Origin of the sequence: Vibrio sp. DW001, from assembly GCF_029016285.1 — a bacterium.
Taxonomy (GTDB): domain Bacteria; phylum Pseudomonadota; class Gammaproteobacteria; order Enterobacterales; family Vibrionaceae; genus Vibrio.
Genome location: NZ_CP091975.1, coordinates 1,316,889 through 1,332,540, shown reverse-complemented (window position 1 = coordinate 1,332,540; position 15,652 = coordinate 1,316,889). Strand labels below are relative to the sequence as shown.

At 43.6% G+C, this 15,652-nt stretch carries 10 protein-coding genes; 5 read left to right on the top strand and 5 right to left on the bottom strand.

The window, feature by feature from the left end:
• Positions 1-3: 3 nt before the first annotated feature.
• Together msbA and L3V77_RS06320 are read right to left on the bottom strand one after the other, a co-directional pair.
• The gene (gene msbA / locus L3V77_RS06325) at positions 4-1,755 is read right to left on the bottom strand and encodes a lipid A ABC transporter ATP-binding protein/permease MsbA (RefSeq protein ID WP_275136249.1); all 1,752 of its coding nucleotides are present in this window, start codon (positions 1,753-1,755) and stop codon (positions 4-6) included.
• 32 nt (positions 1,756-1,787) lie between these two features.
• Positions 1,788-4,043 (bottom strand): DNA internalization-related competence protein ComEC/Rec2, encoded by a 2,256-nt coding sequence (locus L3V77_RS06320; protein ID WP_275136248.1) that lies wholly within the window; start codon positions 4,041-4,043, stop codon positions 1,788-1,790.
• Between the two features lie 8 nt (positions 4,044-4,051).
• Here L3V77_RS06320 and L3V77_RS06315 point away from each other — a divergent pair, with 8 nt between their 5' ends.
• On the top strand, positions 4,052-4,561 hold the full coding sequence (locus L3V77_RS06315; RefSeq protein WP_195702894.1) for a DUF2062 domain-containing protein: 510 nt from the start codon (positions 4,052-4,054) through the stop codon (positions 4,559-4,561).
• 307 nt (positions 4,562-4,868) lie between these two features.
• Here L3V77_RS06315 and lolE read toward each other — a convergent pair whose 3' ends face one another.
• Together lolE and lolD are read right to left on the bottom strand one after the other, a co-directional pair.
• Entirely contained in the window at positions 4,869-6,116 is a 1,248-nt protein-coding gene (gene lolE, locus L3V77_RS06310) for a lipoprotein-releasing ABC transporter permease subunit LolE (RefSeq protein ID WP_275136247.1), read from the bottom strand.
• A gap of 1 nt (position 6,117) precedes the next feature.
• Positions 6,118-6,837, bottom strand: coding sequence for a lipoprotein-releasing ABC transporter ATP-binding protein LolD (gene lolD, locus L3V77_RS06305; protein ID WP_275136246.1), 720 nt, complete (start codon positions 6,835-6,837; stop codon positions 6,118-6,120).
• A 317-nt stretch (positions 6,838-7,154) separates the two neighbouring features.
• On the opposite strand from lolD, the gene L3V77_RS06300 reads away from it, so the two are divergent.
• Together L3V77_RS06300 and L3V77_RS06295 are read left to right on the top strand one after the other, a co-directional pair.
• Entirely contained in the window at positions 7,155-8,087 is a 933-nt protein-coding gene (locus L3V77_RS06300) for a TAXI family TRAP transporter solute-binding subunit (protein ID WP_275136245.1), read from the top strand.
• A gap of 95 nt (positions 8,088-8,182) precedes the next feature.
• Complete coding sequence (locus tag L3V77_RS06295; protein ID WP_275136244.1) at positions 8,183-10,072, top strand: TRAP transporter fused permease subunit; 1,890 nt, start codon at positions 8,183-8,185, stop codon at positions 10,070-10,072.
• Positions 10,073-10,162: 90 nt separating this feature from the next.
• On the opposite strand, the gene lolC is transcribed toward L3V77_RS06295, so the two are convergent.
• Entirely contained in the window at positions 10,163-11,371 is a 1,209-nt protein-coding gene (lolC, locus tag L3V77_RS06290; protein WP_275136243.1) for a lipoprotein-releasing ABC transporter permease subunit LolC, read from the bottom strand.
• Positions 11,372-11,548: 177 nt separating this feature from the next.
• Between lolC and L3V77_RS06285 the strand changes: the two genes are divergently transcribed.
• A complete protein-coding gene (locus tag L3V77_RS06285; protein WP_275136242.1) occupies positions 11,549-12,118 on the top strand; it encodes a PilZ domain-containing protein in 570 nt (189 codons plus the stop codon).
• A 3-nt stretch (positions 12,119-12,121) separates the two neighbouring features.
• A complete protein-coding gene (gene mfd, locus L3V77_RS06280) occupies positions 12,122-15,589 on the top strand; it encodes a transcription-repair coupling factor (RefSeq protein ID WP_275136241.1) in 3,468 nt (1,155 codons plus the stop codon).
• The last annotated feature ends 63 nt before the right edge of the window (positions 15,590-15,652 follow it).

Below are 15,652 nucleotides of genomic sequence, written 5' to 3'. Positions count from 1 at the left end.
AAGCTATTCGCCAAACTGTATACGATGAAGTTGTGCATAGGCACCATCTCGTGCTATTAATTCAGCATGTGACCCACGCTCTATGATCTCCCCTTCATCAACGACAAGAATCTGGTCTGCCCCTTCAATGGTGGATAATCTATGTGCAATCACCAACACCGTTTTATCCTTTTGCAGCTCATCTAAAGCCGCCTGAATGGCTTTTTCAGATTCTGTATCCAAAGCCGATGTTGCTTCATCTAAGATCAGCACCGGTGCATCACGTAAAAGCGCCCTTGCAATCGCGATTCTCTGTCGCTGTCCCCCAGACAAACTAGCACCATTCTCGCCGATCACTGTATCTAAACCGTCTTTCATTGTATCGACAAAATCCATAGCATGGGCGAGTTTGGCTGCTTTAACAATCTGTTCCCGGCTATACTCCGATTCTGCTGCGTAGGCAATATTGTTCGCGATGCTATCGTTGAACAGGTGTACATTTTGAGACACGAGAGCAAACTGAGAACGTAGGTTCTCTAAGGTATAATCTTGGATCTCTTTCCCATCGAGTTTTATTGAACCGCTATCCACATCATAGAAACGGGTAAACAGGTTGGCGATCGTGCTTTTACCTGAACCTGAACGCCCAACAAGTGCAACGGTCTTTCCAATCGGGATATCAAAACTAACCTTACTTAGAGCAGGTTTGTCCTTACTTTGATAGGTAAATGTTACGTTTTCTACGGCGATTTCTCCGTCCGCTCGATCAACACTATGCGTACCATTATCTTTCTCTGGATCAAGATCCATCAGAGCGAAAAGCGTTTGGCATGCCGCCATACCACGTTGAAACTGTGACGTAACATTAGTCAGTGCTTTTAGAGGCCTCATCATGCCAAACATAGCAGTAAATACGACACCAAACGTACCAGGTGTCAGTTCACTGCGAATAGAATCAATGCTCGCTAAGTAGAGTACGACCACAATAGCAAACGAAGCAATAAGCTGAATTATCGGATTCGCCATAGCTTGTGCGGCCACTAACTTCATGGTTTGTTGGCGCATAGAATTACTGACTTTATCAAAGCGCTGTTCTTCTATCGCTTGTCCGCCATAACTTAGTACAACCTTATGCCCTTTAAGCATCTGTTCGGAAGAGGTTGAAACGACACCCATTGCAGTCTGCATATTCTTAGATATCTTACGAAAACGTTTCGATACCACACCTATCGCCAACGCGACAACTGGCGCGACGACCAGTAATACAATAGAAAGCTGCCAGCTGTTCCAAAACATAAGGAAAAGCAAACCAATGATACTGACACCTTCACGGACAATGCTAACAAGCGCTTTGCTGGTTGCTGCCGATACTTGTTCAGAGTCATAGGTAATACGAGAAAGAAGAGCCCCCGTAGACTCACGATCAAAAAACGCAACGGGCATATGCATGAAATGGTTAAACAATTTACGACGAATATTCATAACCACATTGCCTGAGACCCAGCTCATACAATAGTCAGATACAAAACCGCTGGATCCACGAATAACCATTACACCTAAAATAATAAACGGCAATACTTTTAGAAAATCGGTCTCTGCATCACCAAAACCTTCATCAAGAAGAGGCTTCAACAATGAGATCATATAGGTATCAGAAACGGCGTTTATTGCTAACGCAAAAACAGCAACAATAAGACCAGACTTATAATTTCGAATATACGTCCACAAACGCTTAAACGTTTGTAGTGTCGTCTCATCATGGGTATCAGCAGACATAGGAACACGTTATTTTTAAGTTAATTAACCTCTTATTCTACCCCCTTACGCAGTATCTGCCTATACCAAGTCAGTGATTGTCTACTTCGTTTAGTCATTATTTTCCAGCCTTCATGAGAAAACACTATTGATATCTGTCCGCTTTCTCCCGTATCCAACCAAATTGCACCACGATCTGTATATCGGCTCACCACTTTATTGTCGGGTAGGCCCCATTGATTGCCCTTAGCAACGGATGCCAATCCAACTTTTGCTCCAACCGCATCCAAAAAATAGTTGGTTGAAGAGGTTTTACTACCATGATGAGGTACGAGTAAAATATCCGATCGTATTCTTTCCTTTTGTTGGGCTAAGAGCAACTCCCCTACTGCTTCTATGTCCCCGGTGAGTAGTACGCTAGATGCCCCATCGGTCACCTTAATCACGCATGAATGGGGGTTATAGGCTCTTTTAACTATTTTAGGAGGCCAGACCACCGATAGCGTTAATCCATTCCATTCCATCTCTGTTTTATCGATACAAGGTAAATACCCATCGATATGTTGGCTACTTAGCTTCTGCTTAGGTGAAAATTGCTGCTCAATATACTCTCGTCCACCAGCATGATCCGAATCAAAATGACTGATAGTCAGCAGATCTAAGCGGGTTACGCCGCGACGCCTTAACACTGGGGCGATAATCATTTCAGCAATACTACCCGTCTCCCACTTAGCACCCGTATCATACAAAAAATATCGGCTATCTTTTTCTATTAAAACCGCTAAACCATGACCCACATCGAGAACAGAAACCTCCCACATCGCTTTTGACTTAAACGTCATACTTTGGATAACAAAGAAAATCGTTATGAAGACCGTTATCTGATGCTCTCTTCTCATTAATGGTCGAACGCATATAAAAACCATCAAAGCCGTCAATGATGCTAAAGCCATTCGGTCAACATGTATCCAACTGTCCATCGCAAACGGAATACTCCAGTTAACTACGTCCAGTAATCTATCAACAACTTTCCACACATATGGCGCGACCGTTGGAATTGTAATTGAGGCCAAAAGCGCCACAAACAACAGTGGGACAATAGCGAAGCTAAACAAAGGAACAAAAAAGAAGTTATAAACACTCGATGACAAACTAAAACCAGCAAAATAGTAACTTGTCACGGGTACCATGACCGCACTCAGTGCTAAAGGCATAAAGATCAGCGTCCTAAACCAACCTGATTGGGAGAAAAACTTGATGCTTACTACGATATAGATGCAAGCGACAGCGAAAAATGTGAGCCCAAAACTCACCGAAAGTACCGAAAAAGGATCAAACGCCAATAATCCAGCCATAGCAAAAATAAGTATCTGCCAAGAACTGAAGTGCAACCTTCTATACGAGAACGCCCCTAACATACAACACATTATTAAGGCGCGTATTGTTGGAATACTAAATCCTGCCAACCATGAATAAGTGGCGGAAAATAACAGTGCAATGATCAATGGAGCGCTGTACCAGTGCCGAAAAATCAACCTCACCAGAGATCCGGCTCTCCAACCAATAAAGTATGCAATACCGATATGCAAACCAGAAATCGCGACAAGGTGAATCAGACCGCTTGCCTTAAGCTGTTGCCATTGTTCTGCGGATATATGATTGCGATCACCAAAGCTCAACGCCAACAACATTGCTTTATTTGGTAGTGCTTCTATATGACGTATAACGATTCGGTAGAATCTCAGCCTTAAGGAATTGGATTGTTCAATTATTTTCGCTGAACGAATATCAGTTAATTTCGCTTTGGCATGCCAACCTTGGCTGATATAATATTTCTCTTGGTCAAATCCTGCCTCGTTAAGCCGACCAATGACTGGTTTCACCTCAACCGCAAGCTCCCAACGTTCGCCTAGATTGAGTTCTACCTCTTTAGGTGCAATTAACTTGATGTTTGGTTGGAAAAAATACGGCATTTTCTCTCCATTAACTGACTCTAATCTAAGCAAGTATTCATTACCTCTCGTTATTTGCTTAAAAAAGCTGTCAACGCGAGCCGTTATAGTAGTATCATTTCCAAAGCGAAATACAGATTCAACCTTCACTTGAAATAGATGACTGTGAAGGGAAATCAAACTTAGTGCCAACAAAAAGCCTCTTGCCCAACCAAAGGCAGGCATCTGGTAACTGACTATAATGATGATAAGAAAAGCGACGACACTTTTAATGGCTAAAGGATATGGCCAATAAGGAAAAGTTAATGTGGTCGCGATAAAAACGATAATATTCCAGTAGTAGCAATAGAGAGTCATTCGTCACAATGCCTAGAAAGTTCATACAGCGCTTCATGCCAGATCACGAATTAATTAAGCGTCAAAAGGCGCTCAAAATATTTGGCAATGTGCTTTATAATCCTAATTTATGGTGTCTAAACCGGCGTTCTGCATCCGGCGCATTCGCTTTGGGTTTATTTATGGCTTTTGTTCCATTACCAAGCCAGATGATCATGTCTGCTGGAATGGCCATCATGTTAGGCGTCAACCTACCGCTATCAGTCGCTCTCGTTTGGGTGAGTAACCCAATCACTATGCCGATCATGTTTTACTTTTGTTATAAAGTAGGCGCGCACATCTTGCATATACCTTCCCAAGGGTTCCACTTCGAACTTTCTTGGGACTTTCTAATAAACCAAATGAGCACCATAGGCCCGCCCTTTCTTTTAGGTTGCTTGGTTTGTGGCTTATTAGCCGCATCCGTAGGGTATTTTGGTATTCGAGGTTTATGGCGATATTCGGTAGTTAGAAGTTGGCAGCAGAGAAAATCAAGATAACCGTTCGTACGTAAAACGTCCCTACTTAACGTTGACCTTTCGACGTAGATGTCATTATATTTTGCAAACCACATGCTAGCCGAAATAAAATAGAGATGCCCATCTCAAGCAAACAAGACGGTTTGTTTAATACGTCTATGACGTCGTTACTTCCTGAAGTAAATCCGTATGACGTGTTGTCCCCATTTTTTATGAGGACGACGTAATTATTGCGCAGAGATGAAGCCGCTCTTGAGAGTGACTTCATTGAAATGAAGGTTATTGATACAAAAGACTAAGCGTATATTTTTTGTCTTTAACAGCGGTCCTATTTAGAGCTCAGCACTCTCGCTGGGTTCATTTGGCTCGCTTTTGTCGCGGGATACCATGTCGCCAATAAACTAAGAATAATAGCGGTGCCAGAAACAATCAATACGTCCATGCTTTCAACCTGAGAAGGCAAAAAGTCAACGAAATAGATATCACCAGAGAGAAACTGATGACCTAATACAGTTTCCAGCCCCTTTATCAAAGAGGTTAGGTTTAGTGCCGCAACTACCCCTACTACACTGCCAACAATACTTCCCAAGACACCAGACAAAACCCCAAGCCAGACAAAGATTCGGCGAACCAACCCATCTGATGCCCCCATTGTTCGTAAAATCGCGATCTCTGACGCTCTTTCCTTCACCGCCATCATTAAGGTGGACACAATATTAAAGCAGGCAACGCCTATCACGAGCACCATAACCAAATACATAATGGTTCGGACTAACTGGATATCTCTGTAGAGATACCCGTATTTCTGCTTCCAACTCTTAAGATAGACGTAGCTTTCTAATTGATTGCCAATTTGCCTAACATACAACGGCGCATTAAACACATCGGTCGTTCTAATAGAAACCCCTGTTACCGCCTCACCTAGTCTTGCATATTCCTGCGCATCTTTGAGTGGAATAAGCGCTAAAGCGTGGTCAATCTGTCCACCAAGCGTCAACAGGCCCGCCACCTTCACTCTCACTCGTCTTGGGGCTTGTACTTTATTGATCGATGCATTTAATACAGGAATCAACAAAGTAACCGAGTCACCTTTCTTTAAACCAAGGTTATCCGCGATTCCTTTCCCTAAGACCACCTGTTTCTCATCCGCTCGAAACCCTTCCCATACGTCTGCAGGAATAAAATTCGTCAGGTTTGAGACCGCAGATTCTAACTCCGGGTCGACACCACGAACCTCAATGGCTTTAATATTCTGACCTCGTTCGGCCAAAGCGGTAAAACGAACGTAAGGTGCCGCTGCACTCACTTTCTCATGTGCGTTGGCTTGTTCCATCACCTTCCGCCATTCTACGATTTCACCCTTTACACCTTCAAACTCACCATGTGCGACAACGGACAGAACACGATTTTGTAACTCTCGTTCAAAACCATTCATTGCGGAAAGACCGACAATAATGACCGCGACACCAACAGCAATACCAATGGTTGAAGAGACAGAAATAAAGGAGACCATTTTATTTCGTTGCTTACCACCACTAAAACGACGACCAATAAAGAAAGCAAGTGAACGAAACAAGTTACACCTCCGCCGACAATTCTACAGGGTGATTATTAAGCAATAGACCATCTTGCATGTTCAATTGTCTATCCATTTTACTCGCTAATTCACCATCGTGAGTAACCACCAAAAATGCAGTTCCCGACTCTTGGTTAAGCTGGCGCATCAAGTCATAAATTGCTACTGCGGTTTTGTGATCAAGGTTACCTGTCGGTTCATCCGCCAATACCAAGTCGGGTTTATTGACCAACGCCCTAGCAATTGCTACACGTTGTCTTTCCCCTCCAGAAAGCTCAGACGGCCGATGTTGAAGCCGATGAGACAAACCAACTTTATCTAATAATGCGGCCGCTTTACCTTTGGCAACGTCTGCCTTTTCGCCCCCGATTAATAATGGCATTGCCACATTTTCGAGCGCCGAGAAATCAGATAGAAGATGATGAAACTGATATACAAAACCAATATGCCGATTACGTATCTTTGCTTGTTTATTTGCACTCAAGCTTGCTAGGTTGTAGCTTAAAAATTCCACTGAACCTTGAGTCGCATCATCAAGTGCCCCCAATATATGCAGAAGTGTGCTTTTTCCAGATCCTGACGTACCGATGATGGAAACTAACTCCCCTTTCTGCATAGAGAAGCTTACCCCTTTCAGGACTTCAGTCTCCATCGAGCCTTCACGGTAGGTTTTGCTAATTGATTCACATTTTAAAAGATAATTTACATCTGATTCAGGCATAGTTGATCCAGTTAAAACAACACGTTACGAATTATAATAGCACGAGCAGATAATTAATCACTTTAATAGCATGAGTGCACGTATAGAAGAGTGTCTAGTGTAAGCCAAACAGACCAAGTGTGAAAGACGATAGCAACCTCCAGCTATCAATATTCACCTTCAAATCAGAGGAACGAAAACTTGAATTTGATGATTACCCACTCAATATGCACTCATACACCTATAGACTAAAGTCGAATAAGGTAAATTGCCTTGCTCGGTATAAGCTGTTCGATGTACGTTTTTCTATACGTTATTTAAACAAAAGGAAATGTTAAATGATAACAATCAATAAAAAGGTTCTTACCCTCGTCGCGTCAGGGATTCTTTCATTCTCTGCACTAGCAGAAAATTACACTATTGGCACAGGTAGCCAAAGCGGCACGTATTATCCATTGGGTGGAACATTAGCGAAAATTTGGGGGGAAACAATCCCAGATTTCAATATGAGAGCCGAGGTAACTGCAGGCTCTGTAGAAAACAGTATCAAAGTGGCAACCTCTAAACAGCTAGCCGGTATTGCGATGGGAAGTGTGGTACAAAAAGCACACGAAGGCGTTAAACCTTTCCCGAAAAAAATGGACGTAGCCGTTATAACGGCACTTTACCCGAACGTTGTTCATTTCATGGTTCCAGCAGACTCAGATATTACTAACATTGAAGATTTAAAAGGTAAGAAAGTCTCTCTAGGTGCACCGGGCTCTGGCACCCGTACGAGTGCGATTGGCATTCTATCTGCACTTGGAATCAATGAAAGTGAACTCAAATCTCAAAGCTTAAATTACACCGCGACAACGTCAGCACTTGCTAACGGACAGATAGATGCAGGCGTAATTGTTGGTAGTTTAGGTGTAGGGGCAGTAACTGAGTTAGCACTAACTCGTGATATTCGCATGCTTTCATTTACACCGGAACAGCTTGCTGCCATTTCAGAAGCAATACCATCATTCCAACCATTAGACATTCCAGCTGACAGTTACCACAATGTCGCCGCATTCAATACTCCAGCGGTCTGGAATGTACTTGTCGTTAATAAAAATGCCGATGAAAAATTGGTTTATGATATGACCAAATCTATGTTTGAAAATATCGACCAAGTTCGCCAAGCGATTAAAGTGACTCAATACACAACATTAGAAAACATGCATCGACTTGGTGGTGTCCCTATCCACGCTGGTGCACAAAAATATTTTGATGAGCAGTCCAAATAATTTTATATTGTAACATCAACTACATAGCTAACTATATCACCCATTAGTTTAGCTATGTAGAGAACGTCGTTTAGTTTAAAGGAATGGAGTTTTTTATGCGGCAGGCTTTATCCATTCAGCAATCTCTTATCCAACTTTTAATGAAAATAGCCGCTATTGCGGCTATCGCTTTATCTGTGTTTCAAATCTGGCAAGGGATCTCTGCTGATATTTCAGCGCCAATATTTCGACCAATACATCTTAGTTGGGTGATGATTTTAGTTTTTCTTACTCACCCAATTATTTCTAATAAACATAACCCTGTACTCTATTTGATGGGACGAGGGTTGGACCTTATTTTTTGTGTCTTAGCATTTTGGGCCACGTGGCGAATCGCGGTATTTGACTATGACGACATCACCTTTTTATTAGAAGGTATCGTTGGTTATGACAAGCTCGCCGGTTGTATAATAATCGTTCTGTTATTGGAGGCCACTCGCAGAACCGTTGGATTCGTGATGGTAGCCATTGCGTTAATTTTTCTTGCTTATGCGATGTATGGCAACTACTTACCCGACCAGTTCGCCAGTAATGGTTTTCCACTAGAAGATATCATCCGATTCCACATTTATTCTACTAACGGTGTATTTGGAGCACCTCTTGCTATAGCCGCTGGCGTAGTATTTATTTTTGTACTCTTTGGGGCTTTCTTGCAGGTAACTGGTGCTGGTAAGTTCTTTATAGACAGTGCTTTTGCTGTTGCAGGTAAATACCGAGGTGGTCCAGCCAAAGCAAGTGTTATTGCGTCTGCGGCTTTAGGGTCTATATCTGGGTCGGCAATCGCTAATACTGTTACAACGGGTTCCCTGACTATTCCTATGATGAAGAAATTGGGTTACAAACCTGAACAGGCTGCAGGTATCGAAGCCGCAGCCTCTACTGGTGGACAAATAATGCCACCAGTTATGGGTGCCGGAGCATTTGTAATGGCTCAGTTTACGGGTATTCCTTATAGCGAAATTTTGTTGGTTTCTATCATGCCTGCAATCCTTTACTTCGCTTGTACCCTGTTATACGTGCACATCATGGCGTGTAAATTGGGTCTAAAAGGAATGGACAGCGTCGAACAGATAAAAGTGGTCATGGAGAGGGGTTGGCATTTTCTGGTGCCCTTAATACTGATCACTGCACTGTTATTGATGAGTTATTCGCCAGTATTGGTGGGTATCGCAGGTTGTGCCGCCATATTGGTCGCGTCATTGTGTAGAAAACACAGCCGGATCACCTTAGCGACCTTCTTTGAAGGGATGAAGCAAGGCGCTTTTCTCGCTCTACCCATCTCGCTTGCCTGTGGTACTGCTGGCATAGTCGTCGGCGTGGTTGGTCAAACGGGCATTGGGCTTCAATTTACCCAGTTCCTAATCGCACTTTCCGGTGGTCACCTCTTTGCCGCCATGGCTTTGATAGCGCTAGCGGCTGTCATTTTGGGTATGGGGTTACCCGTTACCGCTGCCTATATTGTCTTGTCCATTATGGCAGTTCCGACACTGCTCGATTTTGGTATCAGTATGTTGGCTGCTCATATGATTGTGTTTTGGTTATCTCAGACCTCCAATGTAACACCACCAATTGCGTTAGCCGCTTTTGCTGGTGCAGGTATCGCAAAAGCTTCACCGATGAGATCCGCAGTTCAAGCATTTAAACTGGCACAAGGTTTCTTCCTTATTCCTCTTATGATGGCGTTTTCAGGGTTAATCTTTGATAGCAGTCAAATGGTTGAATTTGGTATTGCGACCATAAGTACCATCGCATTGGTTGTCGCCTTTGCGGGCAGCATCGAAGGTTTTTTTGTAGAGTATCTAACCAAGGTAGAGCGTCTAATTTGGCTAGCAATCGCGGTTGGTATTGCGTTAGGAAGTACTATCGTGACGTTTGCATGCATTATCGGATTGGGCTTTATGGTAATGATCAATGTAAAGAAATCGAAATCGCTAAAAACTGCCTAAGTAGAGGCATACACTAAAAAGCACCACCGCGTTGTTAACCGATGGTGCTTTTTAGTTATCACAACTATTCGTCATAAAGGTAGGTATTAACTACTCATATCTTAACGCTTCAGCAGGATGAACTGACGATGCTCTATAAGAAGGAAAGAGTGTCGCGAGTAGACTCAGTAAAATGGCCAGCACTATCACCACGGCGATTTGAACAGGTTCAATATTGATTGGCAATTGACCACCAGCCGCAAACAAAGCCACCCCCATCGCGTCAAGAATCTGGTTTAGATTACTAGCAAGTAACACACCCAACCCGCCCCCGACCAACGCGCCAATAATGCCACTGCTTGCACCCTGCACCATAAACACCGCCAAGATTTGACCGTTAGTCATCCCTTGGGTTTTTAGTATCGCTACTTCAGATTGCTTCTCCATCACCACCATGATCAGCGCTGAAATGATATTAAATGCAGCGACACCGACAATCAGACCCAGCATCAAACCCATCATGTTTTTTTCCATTCTTACCGCTTGGAAAAGCTCACCTCGCTGCTCCCGCCAATCGCTCCACATCCACCCATCAGGAAAAGCAGTAGTGGAGAGTTCCGATACGACAAACGGGTCATCAAAAAATAGCCGCCAACCTGAAATCGTGTCTGTTTTGAACTTCATCAGTTTACCCACATCTTCAATGTTACCGATCATCAACTGGCCATCTACGTCAGAACCGGTATTGAACACGCCAGACACCGTAAAGTTGCGCTGGCTTGGCATTCGCCCTAATGGGGTGAACTGGCTGGCACTAGTCACCATTAGACGAACCTTATCACCAATCGAAACCTTCATGTTTCTTGCTAATGTATGGCCCAAGAATAGTTGATATTTACCGGCTTCAAGATCACTTAGTCTTCCCCCCATCAAATACTCACCAATTGGATCGTGTTCGAGTGGCGTAATCCCAATTAATAATCCTGCCGAAAGCTGAGCAGGGCTTTGTATGACAGCCTCACTTCTGACGATCGGCGCAATATTCGTGACATAAGGTATAGCTTGTAAAAATGCCGGCGGTTGATCACTATTCACTGTTTTTTCATCTTGTTGATGTACCACGGCTTGCGGCAGTACACCGAGAATGCGGTTCTTCAACTGAGATTCAAAACCGTTCATCACAGATAAAACCGTGACTAAAGACATTACCCCGATAGTGATACCAACGGTCGACATAATGGAAACAAAACGACTAAATCGATCACCAGAGCGACCGATTAAATAACGCAGACCAATAAAAGCCGAAACAGGATGAAACATAGATAAGAAGACCAAAAATTGTGGATGGGATTAATGTAACGATTAATTGGCTCTGTTTGTAGCGCTATTTGATACAAATAGACAAAAACCGACGATTTCAGCAATGAAAACACTACAGCTCTTGCTATGTTGCCATACATGACGATAATCAAAAGGTTAGAGAAAAGGAATTAAGGCATGGATCAACAAGAATTTTTTACTGTCCACCACAAATTGACTGCCAATGTCGAGCCTCTTGAGAGTGGTTTTACCTTGCCTAGCCAAAGTGCATTTATCTCAGAAATCCCAGCGCCATTCATCGTCGCGAGTGAATTTAGTCAACTTGACAGTTTGACGGAAAGCGCAATGAGTGAGCTAAAGAACAGCGATTTCAAACATGTTATTCAGCTTCTTGACCATCAAAACGGCAAACTGAATCTACTACTCACCTTTATGCTGGCGCAGCAAGATAAAGAAGAGCATCGGTTCTATACGTCCAGTTTTGGTGCAAGTCAGTTCACATTTAAAAGTGAGCACGAATTTGCGGTCGGGTCGCTTGCACGAGTGAAGCTTTTCTTAGACCATCCTCCTGCTGCAATATACTGCTACGCTGAAGTCATTGAGTGTAATCAGGATGAACTAGGTTATGACGTAACGTTAACCTATAAGTTGCTTCGAGAAATCGATCAGGATTTGTTGATTAAAGCGGCGCTCTATCAACAACAAAAATTGTTACGCCAACGTTCAATTGACCGTCAGAACAGATAAATAATGTCGAATAAAACATCACTTTTTTCCATTGTTACCCCTGAGAAGGCCGGTGACAAAAAGTTTGTGGGCAACCTTGTCGGTGCAGCCCTTCCTATCGCTATTGCTGAAATTTCTGAGCAACACCAAGGCCACACACTGTTAGTGGTTCCGGATCCTCAGTTAGCGTTAAAGCTTTTAGCAGAAATAGAACAGTTCTCTAATGAAGAAGTCAGCCTATTCCCCGATTGGGAAACGCTGCCCTACGATAATTTCTCACCTCATCAAGATATCATCTCGGACCGGATCGCGAAACTCTATCAGTTGCCGACTCAATCCAGTGGCATCACCATCGTACCGATTAGCACCTTACTGCAAAGACAATCCCCAAGAGATTTCTTAATGCAGCATACTTTGATGGTTAAAGCAGGTGATCTTTATTCATTAGATAAATTGAGAATGCAGCTTGAGAAATCCGGCTACCGCCATGTAGACCAGGTATTTGGTCCAGGCGAATATGCTAGCCGAGGCTCTATCATCGACCTATTCCCTATGGGTAGCGTGGACCCATATCGAATCGATTTCTTCGACGATGAAATAGACACCATTCGAACGTTCGACCCTGAAACTCAACGTACCATCGAAAACATTGAGACCATTCGTTTATTACCCGCTCATGAGTTTCCAACGTCTAAAGAAGCGATAGAAGAGTTTCGTGGTCGGTGGCGTCAAAAGTTTGAAGCCAAACGTGAACCAGAATCAATCTATATGCAGGTAACCAAAGGAACATGGCCTGCTGGTATCGAATATTGGCAACCTCTGTTTTTTGATAACACGGAAACGCTGTTTGATTATATCTCTGACGATACCTTGTTGGTCAATGTCGGTGATCTCGAAACTGCGATAGATACCTTTCTAACCGATGTTGATTATCGCTATGACCAACGCAAGATCGACCCTTTACGCCCATTACTCGAACCCAAAGAACTTTGGCTGAAAAAAGACGAACTGTTTTCGTATTTCAAACAGAAACCTATTGCACAGCTATCGATAGAAAAAATCCAAGCAAGAGCAGGCAGAACCAATCCTAAATTGGAGAAACTGCCAGATCTACACGCCAAGCAGCAAAACAAAGAACCCTTAGCTGAGTTAAGACAATTTAGTGAGAGCTATAGCGGAAACATTGTCTTTTCCGTTGAGTCTGAAGGCCGAAGAGAGGCGTTATTAGAGCTACTTCGACGTATCAAACTTAAACCAACCGAGATGGCCTCTCTCAACGAAGCGGTAGAAAGCAAACGCAAGTTCACCATGATACTTGGTGCCGCTGAACACGGCTTCGTCCATTCTGGACCCGATTTCGCCCTTATCTGTGAAAGTGATTTACTTGGTGACCGCGTCATACAAAGACGTCGAAAAGATAAGAAAGCGGTTAATAGCGACACGATAATTCGCCACCTCGCTGAGCTGAAACCCGGACAACCCGTTGTTCATTTAGAACACGGTATTGGTCGCTATATTGGCCTTCAAATACTTGAGGCTGGTGGCTTAACGACAGAATACGTAACACTTGAATATCAAAATGAAGCCAAGCTCTACGTTCCAGTTGCGTCCTTAAATCTCATAAGCCGATACTCTGGTAGCGCTGAAGATGGTGCACCGATACATAAACTTGGTGGAGAAGCCTGGGGTAAAGCCCGACGACGGGCCGCAGAAAAAGTGCGCGATGTGGCCGCTGAACTGCTGGATGTTTATGCCAAGCGCGAACTAAAACCGGGCCACAAATTCAAACTCGATCGAGGCCAATACGCCACATTTAAGTCTGGCTTCCCATTTGAAGAAACCGACGACCAAGTAACCACAATAGACGCCGTCATGTCAGACATGTGCCAAGCAAAGGCGATGGATAGACTTGTGTGTGGTGACGTAGGTTTTGGTAAGACTGAAGTTGCCATGCGCGCAACCTTTATTTGTACCGATAACGACAAGCAGGTTGCCGTTCTTGTCCCGACAACCCTCTTGGCACAGCAGCATTTCGAGAACTTCCGAGACCGATTTGCTAACCTACCTATACGGGTTGAAGTTCTCTCCCGATTCAAGTCCGCGAAAGAACAAAAGCTGATTCTAAGCGATACAGCCGAAGGTAAAGTCGACATACTAATAGGCACTCATAAGCTACTACAAGATAGTATAAAATTCCGGGATTTAGGCCTACTCATCGTCGATGAAGAGCATCGTTTTGGGGTAAGGCAAAAAGAAAAAGTTAAGGCGATGCGTGCTGATGTGGATATCTTAACATTGACTGCGACACCAATCCCTCGAACGCTAAATATGGCGATGAGTGGTATGCGTGACCTTTCTATTATTGCGACCCCCCCTGCCCGTCGCTTAGCGATAAAAACATTCGTCCGGGAAAATGATGACAGCGTCATTCGTGAAGCAATTCTTCGTGAAATCATGCGTGGCGGACAGGTTTACTACCTACATAACCAAGTCGAATCCATCGATAAAGTGGCCGAAGACTTAGCCAAACTCATTCCGGAAGCTCGAGTTACAACGGCACATGGTCAGATGCGCGAAAGAGAACTTGAGCGCATTATGAACGACTTCTACCATCAACGTTTCAATGTGTTGGTCTGTACTACCATCATCGAAACCGGTATCGATGTGCCTACCGCCAATACCATACTGATGGACAGAGCCGATAAGCTGGGTTTAGCGCAGCTCCATCAATTGCGTGGCCGTGTTGGTCGTTCACACCATCAAGCTTACGCTTATCTGTTGACACCACACCCTAAGGCTCTTTCTAAGGACGCGGTAAAACGACTCGAAGCTATCGCTTCTCTGGAAGATTTGGGTGCTGGATTTACGCTGGCAACACATGATTTAGAGATACGTGGGGCGGGTGAGCTACTTGGTGACGAACAGAGCGGCCAGATACAATCGGTAGGCTTTACCTTGTATATGGAAATGCTAGAGCAAGCAGTAGAGGCGCTTAAAGAAGGCAAAGAGCCTTCACTAGACGACTTATTAAGAGAACAAACAGAGGTTGAACTTAGGCTACCCGCGCTATTGCCTGATGACTACATTCCAGATATTAATACCCGTTTATCTATGTACAAAAGAATCGCGAGTGTTCAAAACCTTAATCAACTGATGGAGATGAAAGTAGAACTCATCGATCGATTTGGTACCTTACCGGATGCAGCTAAAAACTTACTCTCAGTCAATGAAGTGAAATTGGACGCCGCCGCTATCAACGTCAAAAAAATTGAAGCGCACGATAAGGGTGGTTACATCGAGTTTTATCCAAATGCTGACATTAACCCAATGTTTCTAGTTAAACTATTACAAGGTCAGGCCCAAAATTATAAGATGGAAGGGCCTACTAAGCTTAAATTCACACTGCCTTTGGCTGATAGACGCGAAAGAATTCGCTTTATCTCTGATTTGCTTGAACAATTTCAACAAAATAGAATGCCTAAAAGCGCGTGATAAGCAATAATGAACCAATAAGAAATACGATGCTCAACGTTAACAGCACCATTTTTGCGGAGT